This is a genomic window from Sphingobium sp. B1D7B (assembly GCF_025961965.1).
GTDB lineage: Bacteria > Pseudomonadota > Alphaproteobacteria > Sphingomonadales > Sphingomonadaceae > Sphingobium.
Genome location: NZ_JAOQOR010000001.1, coordinates 818,773 through 835,475, shown reverse-complemented (window position 1 = coordinate 835,475; position 16,703 = coordinate 818,773). Strand labels below are relative to the sequence as shown.

Genomic DNA, 16,703 nt, shown 5'->3' with positions numbered 1-16,703 from the left:
AGAGATGCCCGACCACATCGAGCTGAGCGACGATCCGGCCCGGTTGGACCGCGCACGCATTCATGGCTGGCTGGCCTCGAGCTATTGGTCGCCCGGCATTGCCCGCGCGCTGGTGGACCGGGCCATTGACGGATCGCACTGCCTCGGCGCCTATCGCAATGGCCAGATCGGCTTCGCCCGCATGATCACCGACCATGCCACTTTTGCCTGGCTGAGCGACGTGTGGATCGATGAAGCCGCGCGCGGGGCTGGACTGGCACGCCGCATGGTCCAGTGGTTTCTCGATCATCCTGATTTCCAGGGCATCCGGCGTATCGGCCTCACCACGCTCGATGCGCATGGCGTCTATGCCCCGCTAGGATTCCGCAGTCCGCGAAGGCCGGACCGCTATATGGAACGGCTCGACCCCGCCTTTGACACGCTGCTGAATGGCGAAGAGACTCCGCCGCATGACTGACGGCCTGCGTCCGGATCTTGCGCTGATCGCGCGCCATGTCACCACGGGCTCTCGGGTGCTGGACGTGGGTTGCGGCGATGGCGCCCTCATGGCGGCGATGCGCGACGGAGCACACGCGGATGTGCGCGGGCTGGAGATCGATCCGGCCAATGTTGCGGCGGCCGTCGGGCGCGGCCTGCCGGTCGTTCAGGGCGATGCCGACACCGACCTTGGCTATTATCCAGACAAGAGCTTCGATTTCGCGATCCTCAGTCAGACGCTCCAGACCACGCGGCGGCCTGACAAGGTGATCGAGCAACTGCTGCGTATCGGCAAACAGGCGTTCGTGTCCTTCCCCAATTTCGCGCACTGGCGCGGGCGCCTCTCGCTGATGTGGGGCGGGCGGATGCCGGTGACGCCGCTGCTACCCGAGCGCTGGTACGACACGCCAAACATCCACCACCTCACCATCAACGATTTTCGGGCGCTGGTGCGTGAGCGCGGCTGGACCATCGATGCCCAATGGTTCCTCAACCATGGCCGAACGACGGGATCGGCCAATGCCAATCTGTTCGCCGAACACGCCGTCTTCCTGCTGCATGCCTGATGGGCGCCACACCCCCCTTCCGAACCATGCTGCAGTGCAACAACGGGGTGGCCAGATGGCAACAGGCGGTGCATAGGGCGTGCCACGAACAGAACAGCGAAACGACGACATGACTGCTGCGGCTAAACCCTTTCCCATGAACGAACGTGAATTTGTCGGCCTGATGGCGTCGATCATGGCGCTCAATGCGCTCGCCATCGATGCGATGCTGCCGGCCTTCCCCGCGATTCGCGCATCCCTGAACGTGGCCGATCCCAATTCGCTGCAATATATGATCACGGCCTATATGCTGGCCAATGCCGTCGGATCGCTGGTCGCCGGCCCGCTGGCGGACCGGTTCGGGCGCAGGCCGATGCTGCTGCTCAGCATTACCTTTTCGGCGCTCGGCGGCCTCGCCAGCGCTCTGGCGCCGACCTACGAGATGCTGCTCACGATGCGCGCGGTGCACGGCTTCTTTGCCGCGGGCCTGGGCGTACTCGCCGTGTCCGTGATCCGCGATCGCTACTCGGGCGACACCATGGCGCGGCTGATGAGCGTGATCTTCATCATCTTCATGCTGGTGCCAGTCATCGCTCCCTCCGTGGGTCAACTGGTGCTGACCGTGGCATCCTGGCGCGAGATCTTCCTCGTCTTGGCGGCTTACGCCAGCATCGTGCTGGTGTGGACATGGCGCCGGCTGCCCGAAACGCTAGATGAAGACCAGCGCCAGCGCATTTCCCTGCCGGTCATCGCCCGCAACTGGGCGGCGGTCGTCAAGGATCGTCAAGGCCTGGGCTATATGCTCGGCGCGGGGATCATGATGGGCGGCATGTTCGGCTTCCTGAACAGCGCGCAGCAAATCTTCTTCGACGTGTTCGATGCCGGGGCTTTCTTCCCGCTCGCCTTCGCCTGCGTGGCGGGGTCGATGGCGGTGGCGAACTTCTCGAACAGCCGCATCGTCGAGCGCTTCGGTGCGCGCAGGGTTTCGCACCTCGCGCTCATCTTCTTCATCGTCGTCAGCATTGCCCAGCTGCTGGCCAGCCAGATGCATCCCGAGCCGCTGCTGCTGTTCATGGTGCTGATCGCGCTCAACATGGGCATGGTCGGCTTCACCGGATCGAACTTCGGCTCGATCGCCATGGAGCCCTTCGGTCACATCGCCGGGTCGGCCGCCAGCTTCCAGAGCTTTGCGCGCATGGCGATTGCGACGCTGATCGGGGCGGCGACCGGACAACGGTTCGATGGCACCACCCAGCCACTTGCGGAAGGCTTCATGGCCACCGGTCTGGTCGCGCTCGTCTTCATCCTGCTGGCCGAACGCGGACGCCTCTTCACCCGCCCGCGCCGCAACGCCATGCGGCCCCCACTGCCGCCGCGCTGAGCGGTCTCGGGCGAGCGCCGGACGAGCAGCTGCGCCGTCCGTCCTTCATTTCCTGAGGCCCTCACCCTATCTGAATGGGGAAAGGCTGGCCCGTGCCCGCCTGCGGAGATCGTTCGTGCGCAAGGCAATTCTCGGCCGTTACGGCAACAATCAGGGTCACTGGGTCGGCGATGGCTTCCCGGTTCGCTCGCTCTTTTCCTATCATGACCTCGGGCAACAGATCAGCCCGTTCCTGCTGCTCGATTATGCTGGGCCGCACGCGTTCGAACCGACCCAGGCGCGGCGGGGCGTGGGACAGCATCCCCATCGTGGCTTCGAGACGGTCACCATCGTGTATGATGGTGAAGTGGAACATCGCGATTCCACGGGCAATGGCGGCATCATCGGCCCTGGCGACGTGCAGTGGATGACGGCCGCCGGCGGCATTCTGCACGAGGAGTTCCATTCGCCCGCCTTCGCGCGCGCCGGTGGTCCGTTCCGGATCGTGCAGCTCTGGGTGAACCTGCCCGGCAAGGACAAGATGGGGCCGGCGGGTTATCAGGCGATTTCGGCCGAAGACATTCCCACCGTCGACCTCGGTGCTGCTACGGGTATCGCACGCATCATCGCGGGTGCCCTTGGCGACGCTCAGGGGCCGGCCCGTACCTTCACGCCCATCAACGTGTGGGATGTACGGCTGACCGCAGGCGCGGACACGACGCTCGCTCTGCCGGAGGGACACATTGCTCTGATCGTCGCGCTGACTGGCCGGCTCACGATCAATGGCACCCAGCCGCTTGATGAGGCCGAGGTTCTGCTGCTGGGCCAAGATGGCAAGGATGTTCAAATCCAGGCCGCAGGTGAGTCGAGCCTGCTCGTCCTCACCGGTGAACCGATCGACGAACCGATTGTCGGCTACGGGCCCTTCGTGATGAACAGCAAAGCGGAAATCCACGCCGCGATCAATGATTTCAACAGCGGACGGTTTGGCGCGCCCGTGTGATCGCCGGACAGGATGCTGGTGGGCGATGACGGGCTCGAACCGCCGACATTCTCGGTGTAAACGAGACGCTCTACCAACTGAGCTAATCGCCCCCTCGCGGGAATTCCCGCGCTTTCTAGGTTTTCCACCAGCAGGTCAAGGGCACATAAGCGGAACAGAGCCGTAACATTTGGCCGTAGGCGGATCTGAGAGTCCCGAACTATTCCCGAAATCTAAAAGCTCGGCAGCTTGCCGTGTTGCAGTAATGTCGGGTGGTCCGAATAGTAGCCATTTATGAGTGCGGGTTGGCACATCGGACGCTCCCGATGGTGAACCGACGTATCTGCTAAGCGTCCCAGGTCAGGCACTTGGTCGGGCAGCCCGACAGCCTTTAGAGCGGTCGCAAACTGTGGGGCCTCATCCATCTCAGCCACTGCTGGTTCAGCTGGCCGATCTGCAAGACGCTTGACCTGCCCCCCTCGACCAAGGATCGTGGTATGTGCCGCTTTTTCCGGCTGAGGAAGGTTCATGGAATTCGAGGATTGGATTGTTCTTCGCGCGCCGCCCGGTGCAAAAATGGTCGATAGCGACATGATGGACTCCCGGGACGCCGGACTACCGTCGGTCGAACTCCACAGTATTCCCGTCTCCGCTGTCGCCGACCTTGAGCGCGATCCGACCACCCTAGCCGCCGCACCGGACATGCCGACGCTTCTAATCGAGCCGAGGGTTAGCGGGAGTACGCCCGCCCCCTTATGGGGTATCACTGCCGTCGGGGCCGACGCCTCTGCGCACGACGGTACGGGTGTGATAGTCGCAGTGCTGGACACCGGCATCGACATCGCCCACCCGAGTTTCGCCGGCGTAGACATTGTCCAGGCGGACTTCACAAGGACTGGGCTCGGCGACGGGCATGGCCACGGCACCCACTGCGCCGGCACAGTGTTCGGGCGGGACGCCGGCGGCGGCCGCATCGGAGTAGCGCCCGGCATCAAGCGTGCGCTCATTGGAAAGGTGCTGGACCAAGCCGGACAGGGATCCACACTGATGGCCGTAAGGGGTCTGGAGTGGGCAGCGGACAAAGGTGCGCACATCGCGTCGCTCTCGCTAGGTCTAGACGTACCCGGAGTGGTCCAGCAGCTCATCGCGAAGGGATGGTCGGAGAAGCTTGCAGCGGCACGCGGTCTCGACCTCTTTAGACGCAACGTCCGCCTGCTGGACAAGCAGATGACCTTCCTCCTCGAACGGCCTGAGCATGGGCTCGGCATGCTGGTGATCGCGGCGAGCGGCAATGAGAGCGACCGAGCCTCCAATCCAAACTTCAGAATTCCTGCGTCACTCCCCGCTGCGGCGGAAGGCGTGATTGCCGTCGGGGCTCTGGAGCAATCACCGGCGGGCCTGACTGTCGCAGGCTTCTCGAATACGCTGCCGACCGTCTGCGGACCAGGCGTGGCGATTAGGTCGGCTTGGCCTGGTAGCGGCTATCGCGAACTCGACGGCACGAGCATGGCTTGCCCCCATGTCGCAGGTATCGCAGCTCTCTGGTGGCAGGCGCTGGGTCCGCATGCAAACGCGCGGGCGGTCCACGCAAAGGTAATCGGCACCGCCTGCATGACGGACCTTGCGCCGGGCTATGATCACACCGACGTCGGAATGGGCATGGTTAGAGCCCCCTAGTCCTGCGTCGTACTGTCTCCGCGCTCAAGTGCCCCAATCTTATCAGGCAGGAAAGGAAGCTCATCCTTTTTAGCCAGCGCGCCCTGCCAAGGACTGAATGAGCCCGTGAATTGGGGTTTATCCTTTCGCGGCTCTTGACCAACCACCTCGGAGAACGCGATCTGCGCGATCTTTAGTCCGGGGTAGAGCGCGATCGGAATTTGGCCGAGGTTCGCGAGCTCTAGCGTCACAATGCCTTGGTAGCCGGGCTCGATAAGTGTCGCGGTTGCGATGCTCAGGCCTTCGCGCGCCCAAGTAGAACGGGCGGTCACCTCACCCATGAGGTCGAACGGGATGCTCACCCATTCGAGCGTCGGCACGAGGGCCAAAGCGCCAGGGTGGAGCAGAAGTTCGGCGCCGAAGGGCAGTTCGTATCTCTCATGCTTCTGCTGGCGACGCATTTCCGCGAGATAGGGACTCTGCCTCGTCTCGGACTTGGCCAGTGCCGGGTCCACGTGTGACGAGCCCCGTGCCCTCGCCATCAGCGCCACGTTTCCCATCCGCAGGTCAATGCTCGACGTCCCAATCTGGGTGGGCGACAGGAGTGGCGTGACGGCGAGCCTCTTGTCCCTGATTCGCTCGATAATCTGGCGTCGGCCCAGAATGCTCAAAGTTTGCGCCTCCCCGCTGACAAGTCTATAGCCTGCTGCTGCAGCAGCGCTAGGTCGCACAGCTGGTTCAGGGAGTAGAAGTCCAGCGGTTGAGCGTCGAGCGCCTCATGCCCCAGCCAGTAGGTCCAGCCTGCGTAGAGCTGCTCCTCCAACCGTACCGGATGCGTCGTTGACACTCCCTCCTCGTCGACTTCTTCGCGGATTGGCGGGAGATGCTTACCGATCCGCCCGACTAGGTCGGCAAGAACATCCTCGCTCGGTCGTTGCGCCAGCGGTGTCCCCGTCGCGTTGAAGTGCCGGCTGATTGTCGCCATCGCTTCGCAGAGTTGATCGGGTGTGAACACCTCAGTCCAAGACTCTACCGGGCCTCCAATATAGTCGATCAGGCTGCGTTCGGCGTTTAAGAGCTCTGAGTTCGCAGCTGTCGCTACGGGATCGAGCCAGCCTAGCACCCTTAGCGCACTGACAAGCACCGACCGGCGGAGCGCGTAGGACGGGTGCGACGTCTTCTCAATCTCGATCTGGTGTGGGTTCTTGCACGACGGCTCCAGATACGTTCGATGCGCTGCAACGAAAGCCGGACCGAAGATCGCGAGTCCGAACAGGTCGCAGATCAGTTCAACGATCCAGTGCTCCAGGCTGGCTTCCGTGATGACAGCCGTAATGCCTTTCATTCTCTGCTTTACCCGCTCGGGAGCGTCCTCGCTCCGCAGCCATGCCATCACGGAAGCCGCGTCGCGCAGGTGTCCCTCTCGCCGGAGTATTTTGGTAAGCTGGATGCTTAGCGGGTCGCTGCTGAAGAGATCGCTGGCACGCGACGAGTAGAAGGTGGCGTGACCCAACTCGTGGCCGAAGAGCGCATGCATCAGCACGTGGTGCTTGAGTTGTCTAGGGAACGCGACGGTATAGAGTCGGCGTCGCTTGTTCGGTCCCATGACCTTTTCGCTGGTAATCTGGTAGCTGGTGCCTTCCGCGATCATGTGAATGATAGGCTGATGCCCGCCTTCGAGTCCCTCGTTTTCGAGCAGGAGCGGACTTGCGATCACGCGTATGGCATCGGCGAAAGGCCATGAAAACTCACCAAGGTGAGAGCGCTCGATCAGTGTGAGGCGGTTCGCCAAATCCCACAGCTGCGAGACGATGGCGGACACCGGCGCCGCACCGCCTTGACCCAAACGCTCGAGCTCTGCTTGGATGCCGTCCAGTCTGAAACGGCACTCCTCGTAGTAGTCGACGGTCTGTCCGGGTCCGTAGTCGTAGCGGAGACTTTCGTCGAGCGCGCGCCTGACGTTTTCATACTCCTCTTGGACATACAGAAAGGGAGCCAAGAGAAATCAGGCCTGCAACTCGTCGAGAAGCGTCGTGAAGAAGGTCTCTGTGCGGGCGACTTCCGTCGCATCGGGATGGTCGCCTTCGCGCGGAAACGCCGTCATGCGCAGCACGACCTTCATCTCGTCGATCGCCTTGCTGGGATCACTCCCGGCGAACGCACTGCCGAATGCTGCGTCGAGGGCATGCTTCAGGTCGGCGACGTTACGGTCGGTCGATGTGAGTAGCGAAGTCAGTGCACCATCGTCCTCCGGATGGCCCTCCTCAGAGTATCCGTAGAAGCCGTGGGCACGGTAGCCGACCAGAAGGCGATACATGTTGTTGATCGCGTTACCGACAAGTGCGTCGTTACGATCATGCCGCAGACCCTCAAGTGTCATCGACGCGAGAAGCCTTGCCGCATCGCGGGCATCGTTCTGCTCGTAGGCCGCCATCATCGGCATGCGCCGATCCTCCTCATCAATTCGGGTGAGAACATATAGCGAACATGAATAAATTTCACCAGCCCACCTTTAGCCGCCAAATTCTAGCCGTTTGACACTCTGGAATCAACCTCGATTCCCTTGGAAACCGAACATCTTGAAAAGCCATCGTTCTTTCAGCTCCTTTTTGAATAATGCGAATGCCGCCTCATCGGAGCCCAGGCCCAGCGATCTCACATGTCTCGTAAACGCGAGTTTAAGCGCAGGGTTTCCGACGTGAAAAGTAACCCGTCGCCGCGTGTCGCCAACGCCGTCCGAACAGCGCCGTGGGCGGGGGCGGGGGCGGGATATGCGACCCAGCTCGCTAGCCTGGAGTTCGCGCTGTATCACGAGCGAGCAAACCGCTGCACGCGTCAATTCGATCGACTTCGCGTATTCGTCAAGCGCTGCAACCTCCTCGTCGGTCATGTAGCATCCGATCTGCGCCAAGACGCGGTTATCCCCTTTCCGATGGCCAAGTCACCTCGCCGCGACTCGAATCCGCCCTGTGCGAGTTTGGTTGCGTCCCGACGCATTGCCAAGTGGGGTCCGCAGACGAACGTTCGCTCCGCATTAATTGTCACCCGAAGCTGCCGGTAGGAAACCGGCCCAGTTCCGTCGTGAGAGGCTAATGAATGAATGACACGTACCATTGAACAAATCCGACCCGGAGCTCCGCTATGGCGGCGAAATACCTGAGCTGTCCGCTGGTCCAGATATTGTCGTTGAACTTGCGGTGTGGGACCAAGCCAATGTTAAACCCGCGATGTTTCTCTCCGTCTCTCAACTAGGGGTCGGGAAAAACATAATATCCATAACATGGACCTAATTTCAAATGCTTACACGATAACATCTACCATAATATTACCATAACCAGATTATGTCTTTTGAACGTGACATCTCGGTTTCGAAAAGTCCTTTCTTTTCAATGAGATTATGTTTTTCACCTCCTCGAGGTTATCGAAGATTATGGTCGAACCATAACCACAGAAATGGCAGTTTTCTGGGGCTTACAGCGCAATGTTTCCGCGAGATTATGGATGTTATGGTTTTCCCGACCCCATCCCCCGGCCTTGGGCGGAAGAGGAAAAATTCAGAAATTTTGCGACGTGATTGGGCGCTCAGAAAAGATCGACCGATATCGCATTCAAGCAGGTGCTAGTGTGCATCAGAATGCATCTGCGGAGCACCCATATATTCGGCAACTCCGTCCGGCTCTTAGGCCGGGTTCCGGCGCCTGTGAAAATGCATCAAAACCGACACAAAAAGCGCGCGGGCGAGGCGGGGGGAAAAGCGTGTCGCGAGGGGTAGCGGCGGGGCTCGCAACGATTAACTAAGCTGCCCTTCGTTGCCACATCCGAGCCAACTAACCTCCTATCGAGGATCGCGTCTGGTTCCGTGCTCTTTCCTCCCAGCTGAGTAGGCACTGCTCCTGCCCACATAATCGCCGCCGGAAGCTCCCGCAGTTCACAGTAGGGCATTCCGCAAATCGGCCGTTCTCAAGCGACGACGGTTGCCCAGTCCAAACCGAAGCGAGCGAGATACTTCCGGAGGCGGTCGGCATCATTGGCGCTGCTGCGCTTGGCTCTGGAAACGCAAAAGAGATGGCGGCCAGCCTCGGAGAGAGACCTGCTCGACCGGCAGATGCGGATCGTCTCGGCAAGTTGAACCCGATCGAAGGGATCGACATCCGCAAGCGCTTCGGCCCCGAGCAGATCAACAAGGTCATCATCGCTTTGGCCCGATGCACCAGACCAAAGACGCTTGAGGCGTAGAATCTCGCTCTCCACACACTCAAGATCGATGCGTCCGCGCGGCGAGAGCGTCGCCATCCTGGTCACGCTGGCCGCCAAGTCACGGAAGTTGCCAAGCCAGAGGGCTTCTGGCGACGTGCCAAAAGCAAGATAGCGCTGACGCGCCTCCTTGTTGAAGCTGACGCGTTCACCCTCCCGTTCGGCGAACCGATCGAGCTCATAGTCGAGATTAGGCCCGATATCCTCACGGCGGCTGGCAAGTCCTGGCAGGGTGAACGTCCACAGGTTGAGGCGGGCGTACAGATCTTCTCGACAGGCTCCCGATGCCACGGCCTGGCCAAGATCGCGATTGGTGCCGGCAATGAGCTGAAAATCGGATCCGACTTCCTTGTCGGCACCGACCGGCAGGAAACGCTTGTCCTCGATGGCGCGCAGGATCATCGCCTGCTCATCGGCGCCGAGTTCTCCGATCTCGTCAAGGAACAGCATGCCCTTGTCCGCGGTCCGCAGCAGGCCCGCTCGGTCGGCAGCCGCGCCGGTGAAGGCGCCCTTGCGATGCCCGAACAGCGCCGACATCGCGCTGTCGCCCTTGAGCGTCGCGCAATTCACCTCGACAAAAGGTCCGGCCACCTGGTGCTTCAGGCGTTTGAGCTCGTAGATACGACGGGCCAGCAGACTTTTGCCGGCACCAGTTGGCCCCATGAGCAGGACTGGTGCGCGCGAGCGAGACGCGACATGCTCGATCTCATCGATCATGTGATTGAAGGCGAGGTTCCTCGTATCAATCCCGCTCTTGAGGAACGACGCGCTGTCCGCACTCGCGACGGCAAAGCGCGTGGCGATGCTGTCATATCGTGACAGGTCCAGATCGATTGCCGCCCATGTTCCGGCCGGATTGATGCTGCCACGGGAGGGCTGGGTTTGCAGCAACCGGCCCGGCAGATAGCGTGCCTCTGTCAACAGGAAGAGGCAGATTTGGGCTACGTGCGTGCCGGTGGCGATGTGGATCAGATAGTCCTCAGTGTCAGGATCGAACACCTCGCCCTGTGCGAAGTCGAGCAGCTTGCCGTAGACTTCCTCGAAGTCCCACGGGTCCGTAAAATCCAGCAGGCGCGGTTCGACCTGCGTTTCCGGTGAGACCGAGGCGATATCTTTGATGATGAACTCGGCGAGCCGACGATGCGGTGTCCCATGCAGAAGGACGAAGCGATCGACGCGCAGATCTTGATGCATCGTCACAGCAACCGACGGACGCCACTTGTTCCAACGAGACGCATCGAACTTGCTTGCGTCGAGCGTGGAACCCAGAAATCCGATAACCGTAAGGCGCTTCATTATTATCCTGTAAGATAAATCTATAGCTGAAGCGATCATAAAATCTACTTCCTGGAATCGTGTGCCGCCTTCACCAAGGAATACGATTCCATAAATTTTTCTTTGTTATACAGAGGTATGTGCACACACCTCCCTCTCCGCATCGAAAACTGGCACATTCCGTGCTGATATAAATGCATCGAGCGAGGTGATATTTCGACCTTCTCGATAGCGGTGGAGCAAGGGCGGCCGGAATGGGCCGGCCGCCCCAATAGCTCCGTGACAGGGTCTCGCTGAGTCCAGCTGCCCTGATCAGCTTCAGCGTTTGGCAGTCGCCGCATCGCGCAAGGTAATGATAGGAGGTCGGAATGACCGAGATGGCGAATTTTGATGTGCAACATGTGGAGGGTGGTAAGCCGATCAAGATGTGGACCCGCGGCGTGCCGGTCGATGACAAGGCGCGCGAGCAGCTCCGCAAGGCCGCCCAGATGCCGTTCGTGTTCAAGCATGTCGCGGCCATGCCGGACGTTCATGTCGGCATTGGCGCGACCGTCGGTTCGGTCATCCCGACGAAAGGGGCGGTGATCCCGGCGGCGGTCGGCGTCGATATCGGCTGCGGCATGATGGCAGCGCGCACCTCGCTGGTAGCGACCTACCTGCCGGACAATCTCGAGGGCATCCGCTCGGCGATTGAGCGTGCTGTGCCGCATGGACGCAGCGTCAATCGCGGCAAGCGCGATGTCGGTTCGTGGGGCGACCCGCCGGCCGAGATTGTCTCGGCCTGGGCAACGCTCGTGGAGCGATTTGACCGGATCACGGCGAAATATCCGCGGTTCAAGAACACCAACCAGCTTGTCCATCTGGGCACGCTGGGAACCGGCAACCACTTCATCGAGCTCTGCCTCGATACCGAGCAGCGCGTGTGGGTCATGCTCCACTCGGGCTCGCGCGGCGTGGGCAACGCGATTGGCACGTTCTTCATCGAACTCGCCAAGCAGGACATGCGCAAGTGGTTCGTGAACCTGGCCGATGAGGATCTCGCCTACTTCCCGGAAGGAACCGATCATTTCGACGACTATGTCGAGGCGGTCGAGTGGGCGCAGGACTTCGCGGCGCTTAACCGCCGCATGATGATGACCAATGTGATCCGGGCGCTGCGCGGCCAGATCGCGAAGCCTTTCGACGCCGAGCTGGAAGCGGTGAACTGCCATCACAACTATGTGACGCGGGAAAACCACTTCGGCGAGAATGTGCTCGTGACTCGCAAGGGTGCAGTGCGCGCGGCGAAGGGCACGATGGGCATCATTCCGGGTTCAATGGGGGCGAAAAGCTTCATCGTGCGTGGCCTTGGCAACAAGGAATCGTTTGATAGCTGCAGCCATGGCGCGGGCCGCATCATGTCCCGGACCCAGGCCAAGAAGTTGGTGACACTCGACGAGCATATTGCAGACACCGCAGGCGTCGAGTGCCGCAAAGACGAGGGGGTGATCGATGAAACGCCCAAGGCCTACAAGCCGATCGAGGCGGTCATGGCGGCGCAGGCCGACCTCGTCGAGATCGTCCATACGTTAAAGCAGGTGGTGTGCGTGAAGGGGTAACCTCTTCACGCCATCATTGGGGATAGATATGATCATCATCGACGGAGCGGAAGGCGAAGGCGGAGGGCAGGTCGTGCGCAATGCGCTCGCCTTGTCGCTCGTGACCGGCGAGCCTTTCCACATCACCAATATTCGCGGGCGTCGCGAGAAGCCGGGACTGATGCGCCAGCATCTGACCGCGGTCGAGGCGGCGTGCGAGATTGGCAATGTCGAGTGCGAAGGCGTTTCGATCGGTTCATCCGAGATCGTGTTTCGGCCAGGCCCTGTCCGTCCAGGCGATTATCATTTCGCGGTTGGTACTGCCGGCAGCACCGGGCTGGTGCTGCAGACAGTCCTCATGCCGCTGCTGCTGGCCGATGCGCCATCGCACCTCGCGCTGGAGGGCGGCACGCACAACATGATGGCGCCGCCGTTCGAGTTTATCGAACGGGTTTTCCTGCCAATCGTCAATCGCATGGGGCCTCGCGTTACCGCGAAGCTGGTGCGGCACGGTTTCTATCCGCGTGGTGGCGGCAGGATCGAGGTGACAATCGAACCTGCACCCCTTCGGCGCATCGACTGTATCGATCGTGGACCATTGCGGAGCGTGTCCGCGACCGCCCTCTTCGCTGGCCTGCCATTTGATGTCGCGGATCGTGAGCTCAGGACGGCCGCCAAGTTTCTTAGCTGGCCCGAGGAAGCGTTCGCGGTACGGCAACTTCCCGAGAGCGACGGTCCGGGCAATGCCCTACTGCTCGAGGCGGCGTTCGAACATGGCACGGAAATCGTCACAGGGTTTGGCAAACTCGGCGTGTCCGCGGAGTCAATCGCTAAGACGGCCGCCCACCGCATGGCCGGTTACATGGCGTCTACCGCCTTTGCAGGACCTTATCTGGCCGATCAGCTTTTGCTGCCGTTTGCCTTGGCGAAAGGCGGTTCTTTTACCACGGTCAAACCAAGCCAGCACGCCCGGACGGCGGCCGACGTGATTGCGAAATTCACGGGTCAGACCTGGACGTTTGTGCAGGAGGCGAGCGGGGTTCATCTTGTTTCGATGGCGTGAAGAGCCATCGAAACAATCGCTCGTCAGGCCGTGATAACGCGTTGTCTCGCACCGATGTGAACAACGCATCACAAGCGTCAACTCGCAGATTCGCTCCCGACCTTACGTCGCCGCTAGTTCGCCCATCTTGACATAATCAAGCTTGCCCGTGCCCAGAACGGGCAGTGCATCCAGGACGCGAATATCGCGTGGTAGGGAAAGCTCGGTCACGCCATTGGCCCGGCCCCAGCTTTGAAACGCTGCGAAATTGGCGTCCTTGGCCGTGGTGAACATCACCAGCTGCTCGCCTTTCTTCGGGTCCGGTCTGGTCACCACTGCATGTTCGGCCTCAGGCCAGACCTTGGCAGCATAGGCTTCCACGGCCGGAAGGGAGATCATCTCGCCGCCGATCTTCGCGAAGCGCTTGGCGCGGCCGCGTATCGTGACGAAGCCTTCGTCATCGATTGTGACGATATCGCCGGTGTCGTGCCACCCGCCTTCGGGCGGTTGCAGGTCGCCCGGTGCATCAGCTTTCATGTAACCGGCCATGATGTTTGGGCCGCGAATGGAAAGGCGCCCGCCTTCCTCAATGCCGGGCACATCGTCCAGGCGGGCCTCGATGCCGGGAAGCAGCCGTCCGACGGTACCGGAGCGAAAATGCATCGGCGTGTTTACGGCGATCACTGGCCCGGCTTCGGTCGCTCCATAGCCTTCCAGAATGCGTAGTCCAAACTTCTCGGCATAAGCCTTGCGCGTCTCGTCACGCACACGCTCGGCGCCCGCGAAAATGTAACGCAGTGAGTAGAAATCATAGCCGTGCGCCATGCGCGCATAGCCGGAAAGAAACGTGTCAGTGCCGAACAGGATCGTGGCGTTCGCATCATAGGCAAGCGCGGGAACGATCCGGTAATGCAGCGGACTGGGATACAGCACGGTCTTCACGCCGTGGAAGATCGGCAGCAGCGTGCCGCCCGTGAGGCCAAAGCTGTGAAACACCGGCAGGGCGTTCAGCACCACGTCACTCGCATTGAAGTCAATGCGCGCCGCGAGCTGGCGACAATTGGAAAGCAGGTTGCGATGCGTGAGCACGACACCCTTGGGCAGGCCTTCCGATCCGCTGGTAAAGAGGATGACGGCGGGGGTATCCGGCGAGAGGCCCAGGCGCTTGTGGCGGCTCAGCGCGGACCGGCTTGCGAGCTTTGCGCGCAGCTTGGCGCCGAGCCCGATTTGTGCGCCGACATCCTCCAGCCAGACGAAGGCAAGGCCATCGGCCTCCAGCGCTGACACGAGATCGGTCAGCTTCGCCTGCGTAACAAACGCCCGCGCACTGATGATCGTGAGAACCTGCGCGGCAGTGCACGCCGCCCGAATACTGGCGAGGCCGGCTGTGTAGTTGAGCATGGCGGGAACGCGGCCGCCCGATTGTAGCGCGAAGAAGGTCGCAACCACCCCGGAGACATTGGGCATCAGCAGGCCGACCGCCTCACCACGCCGCGTCGTTTCGTTCAAAGGTCTGGCGAGCGCGAGCGACGCGATGATCAGCCGATCGTAGCTCATCGGTTCGCGCTTAACGTCCTCGACCACTTCGGTTTCGCCGGCATGGACTTCGCGCGCCTCAAGCAGCGCCTCGAACAGAGTCATGCGCGTTGACGAAGTGTCGAAGATCATCTGGCTCATCTCGTCATAGAGACGGCGCCCGGCGATGGCACGGCGGGTGCGCGCGGAGTGATCCCCCTCGATGGAGAAGCGACGTGCTGGCAGCACCGTCAGGCGGATCTTGGGGAAGCGCCGAAGGCGCACCTTCCCCTTGAGGCGCGAGAACGGCGTGAACTGTGCGCCATCGATGCGGACGGGGATGATCGGCGCGTCCGCCTTGTCGGCGACCATGCCGGGGCCGTCGAACACTTTCATCAGTGCACCGGTGACGGTGATGCGGCCTTCCGGAAAAATAACCAACGTGCGCCCCTCACGCACGGCCTTCACCATTGCCTTGGCGGAAAGCGGATTGGTGGGGTCGACCGGAAAGGCATCGAAGAGCGGCAGGAAGGGCTTCAGCCACCAGGCCTTGGCGATGCGCGTGTGGACGGCAAAGGTCGGCTTACCAGGCAGGAAGGCTGCCAGCAGCAGGCCATCAAGGAAGGAGACATGATTGACGACGACCACCGCCGGCTCGCCTGCGCGCGGCATATTCTCGGCCCCGAACAGCTCAACGCGGTAAAGGACTTTTAGAATGGATCTGACGATCACCTTGAAGATCGTTTCGGGCAGCAGCCAGCAGGAGATGAGGGCGACCGAGAGCGTCGCAAAGCCAAGTGCGCCGATGACGCCGGGCACGGTGGTGCCCGTCGAGAGAAGGACCGTGGCGACGATGACGACGAGGACGGACACGGCCGCATTGACGATATTGTTCGCGGCGATTGTGCGCGAACGCTCCTCGCTCGGCGAATGCGTCTGCAGGATCGTGTACAAGGGCACGATGAACATGCCGCCTGCAACGGCAAGGCCAAGGAGGTCGAAGATGATCCGCCAGCTGCCCGGCGTAGCCAGAAAAGCCGGGACGCCCGCATCGAGCACGACCGACTGGAAAGCACTGGAGGAGAGCCAGAGATCGACCATGAAAGCTGACATGAGCAAGGCCGAAATCGGCACATAGCGGGCCGAAACCTCGCCCTTGAGGAGTGCGTTGACCAGCAACGAGCCCATCGCAACGCTGATCGAGAAGACGACCAGGAAGAGCGTGGCGACGTCCTTGTTGGCCATCAGAACGCCGGAAACGAGCGGCCCGAACTGGGAGAGCAGCACGGCGCCCACGGCGAAGAACCAGCTGATGCCGAGGATCGAAAGCCACACCCCCCGGCCATGCCGCGCAGCCTTCAGGATGTTCCAGGTGCTGGCAAAGATGTTGACATCGATCTTCAGCCCGGGCGCCGTGGCTGGCGCCGCAGGCACGGCAAGGGCCACGAGGAAGCCGATCACCGCAAGGCCGGTGGCGATGACGCCAGCCTCCCACGGGGGGATCTGCTGCGCCAAAAGTTGGCCGCCGAGAATGGCGAGGAAGGTGCCGGCTTCAATCAGACCCACGCCGCCCACGACTTCATTCTCGCGGAGGTGCTGCGGAATGATCGAGTATTTGACGGGCCCGAACAGCGTTGAGTGCATGCCCATCAGGAAGAGCGCGACCAGCAGCACGGGTACCGATTCGAACCAGAAGCCGGCAAGGCCAATCCCCATGATGCCGATCTCGGCTGCCTTCACGAATCTGACCAGGGCAGCTTTGTCACGCGCGTCCGCAATCTGTCCGGCGAGCGCCGAGAACAGGAAATAAGGCGCGATGAAGATGCCGCTCGCGATGACCGAAAGCAGCCCAGCCTGGCTCGCGTCACCCTTGTAGAGAGAGAATGTTGCCAGGAAGAGCAGCGCGAACTTCAGCAGATTGTCGTTGAAGGCGCCGAGGAACTGCACCACGAAAATCGGTGCGAAACGGCGCTTTGTCAGCAGAGAAAATTCCGGAGCGGACATGCAGATCTCCCTTGAA

Annotated in this window: 12 protein-coding genes and 1 tRNA gene; 7 read left to right on the top strand and 6 right to left on the bottom strand. The window is 61.3% G+C overall.

Annotated features, from left to right (window positions below; all coding sequences use genetic code 11):
- Positions 1-4: 4 nt before the first annotated feature.
- The 4 genes from M2336_RS03890 to M2336_RS03875 all read left to right on the top strand — a co-directional run bounded on the left by M2336_RS03890 (position 5) and on the right by M2336_RS03875 (position 3,385).
- Positions 5-457 carry a GNAT family N-acetyltransferase gene (locus M2336_RS03890; RefSeq protein ID WP_181561564.1) on the top strand — a complete coding sequence of 151 codons (453 nt, stop codon included), beginning with the start codon at positions 5-7 and terminating at the stop codon, positions 455-457.
- A complete protein-coding gene (gene metW, locus M2336_RS03885) occupies positions 450-1,043 on the top strand; it encodes a methionine biosynthesis protein MetW (protein WP_264574043.1) in 594 nt (197 codons plus the stop codon). Before M2336_RS03890 ends, metW begins: the two co-directional genes overlap by 8 nt.
- Positions 1,044-1,179: 136 nt before the next feature.
- A complete protein-coding gene (locus M2336_RS03880; protein WP_264571617.1) occupies positions 1,180-2,403 on the top strand; it encodes a multidrug effflux MFS transporter in 1,224 nt (407 codons plus the stop codon).
- 115 nt (positions 2,404-2,518) lie between these two features.
- On the top strand, positions 2,519-3,385 hold the full coding sequence (locus M2336_RS03875) for a pirin family protein (protein ID WP_264574042.1): 867 nt from the start codon (positions 2,519-2,521) through the stop codon (positions 3,383-3,385).
- Positions 3,386-3,401: 16 nt separating this feature from the next.
- Here M2336_RS03875 and M2336_RS03870 read toward each other — a convergent pair.
- Positions 3,402-3,477, bottom strand: a tRNA-Val gene (locus M2336_RS03870).
- Positions 3,478-3,892: 415 nt separating this feature from the next.
- On the opposite strand from M2336_RS03870, the gene M2336_RS03865 reads away from it, so the two are divergent.
- Positions 3,893-5,041, top strand: a complete 1,149-nt coding sequence (locus M2336_RS03865) for a S8 family peptidase (RefSeq protein WP_319801489.1) — start codon at positions 3,893-3,895, stop codon at positions 5,039-5,041.
- On the opposite strand, the gene dcd is transcribed toward M2336_RS03865, so the two are convergent.
- The 4 genes from dcd to rtcR all read right to left on the bottom strand — a co-directional run bounded on the left by dcd (position 5,038) and on the right by rtcR (position 10,570).
- Positions 5,038-5,691, bottom strand: a complete 654-nt coding sequence (gene dcd / locus M2336_RS03860) for a dCTP deaminase (protein ID WP_264574041.1) — start codon at positions 5,689-5,691, stop codon at positions 5,038-5,040. The two genes, M2336_RS03865 and dcd, sit on opposite strands and share 4 nt — an antisense overlap.
- Positions 5,688-7,019 carry a hypothetical protein gene (locus tag M2336_RS03855; RefSeq protein WP_264574040.1) on the bottom strand — a complete coding sequence of 444 codons (1,332 nt, stop codon included), beginning with the start codon at positions 7,017-7,019 and terminating at the stop codon, positions 5,688-5,690. Before M2336_RS03855 ends, dcd begins: the two co-directional genes overlap by 4 nt.
- Positions 7,020-7,025: 6 nt before the next feature.
- Positions 7,026-7,463, bottom strand: coding sequence for a hypothetical protein (locus tag M2336_RS03850; RefSeq protein ID WP_264574039.1), 438 nt, complete (start codon positions 7,461-7,463; stop codon positions 7,026-7,028).
- 1,517 nt (positions 7,464-8,980) lie between these two features.
- Positions 8,981-10,570, bottom strand: coding sequence for an RNA repair transcriptional activator RtcR (gene rtcR, locus M2336_RS03845; protein ID WP_264574953.1), 1,590 nt, complete (start codon positions 10,568-10,570; stop codon positions 8,981-8,983).
- Between the two features lie 347 nt (positions 10,571-10,917).
- Between rtcR and M2336_RS03840 the strand changes: the two genes are divergently transcribed.
- Positions 10,918-12,147: an RtcB family protein gene (locus tag M2336_RS03840; RefSeq protein ID WP_264574038.1), complete on the top strand. Its 1,230-nt coding sequence runs from the start codon at positions 10,918-10,920 to the stop codon at positions 12,145-12,147.
- A gap of 28 nt (positions 12,148-12,175) precedes the next feature.
- Complete coding sequence (gene rtcA, locus M2336_RS03835) at positions 12,176-13,189, top strand: RNA 3'-terminal phosphate cyclase (RefSeq protein WP_264574037.1); 1,014 nt, start codon at positions 12,176-12,178, stop codon at positions 13,187-13,189.
- Between the two features lie 102 nt (positions 13,190-13,291).
- Here rtcA and M2336_RS03830 read toward each other — a convergent pair whose 3' ends face one another.
- Positions 13,292-16,687: an acyl-[ACP]--phospholipid O-acyltransferase gene (locus M2336_RS03830; protein WP_264574036.1), complete on the bottom strand. Its 3,396-nt coding sequence runs from the start codon at positions 16,685-16,687 to the stop codon at positions 13,292-13,294.
- Positions 16,688-16,703: the final 16 nt, after the last annotated feature.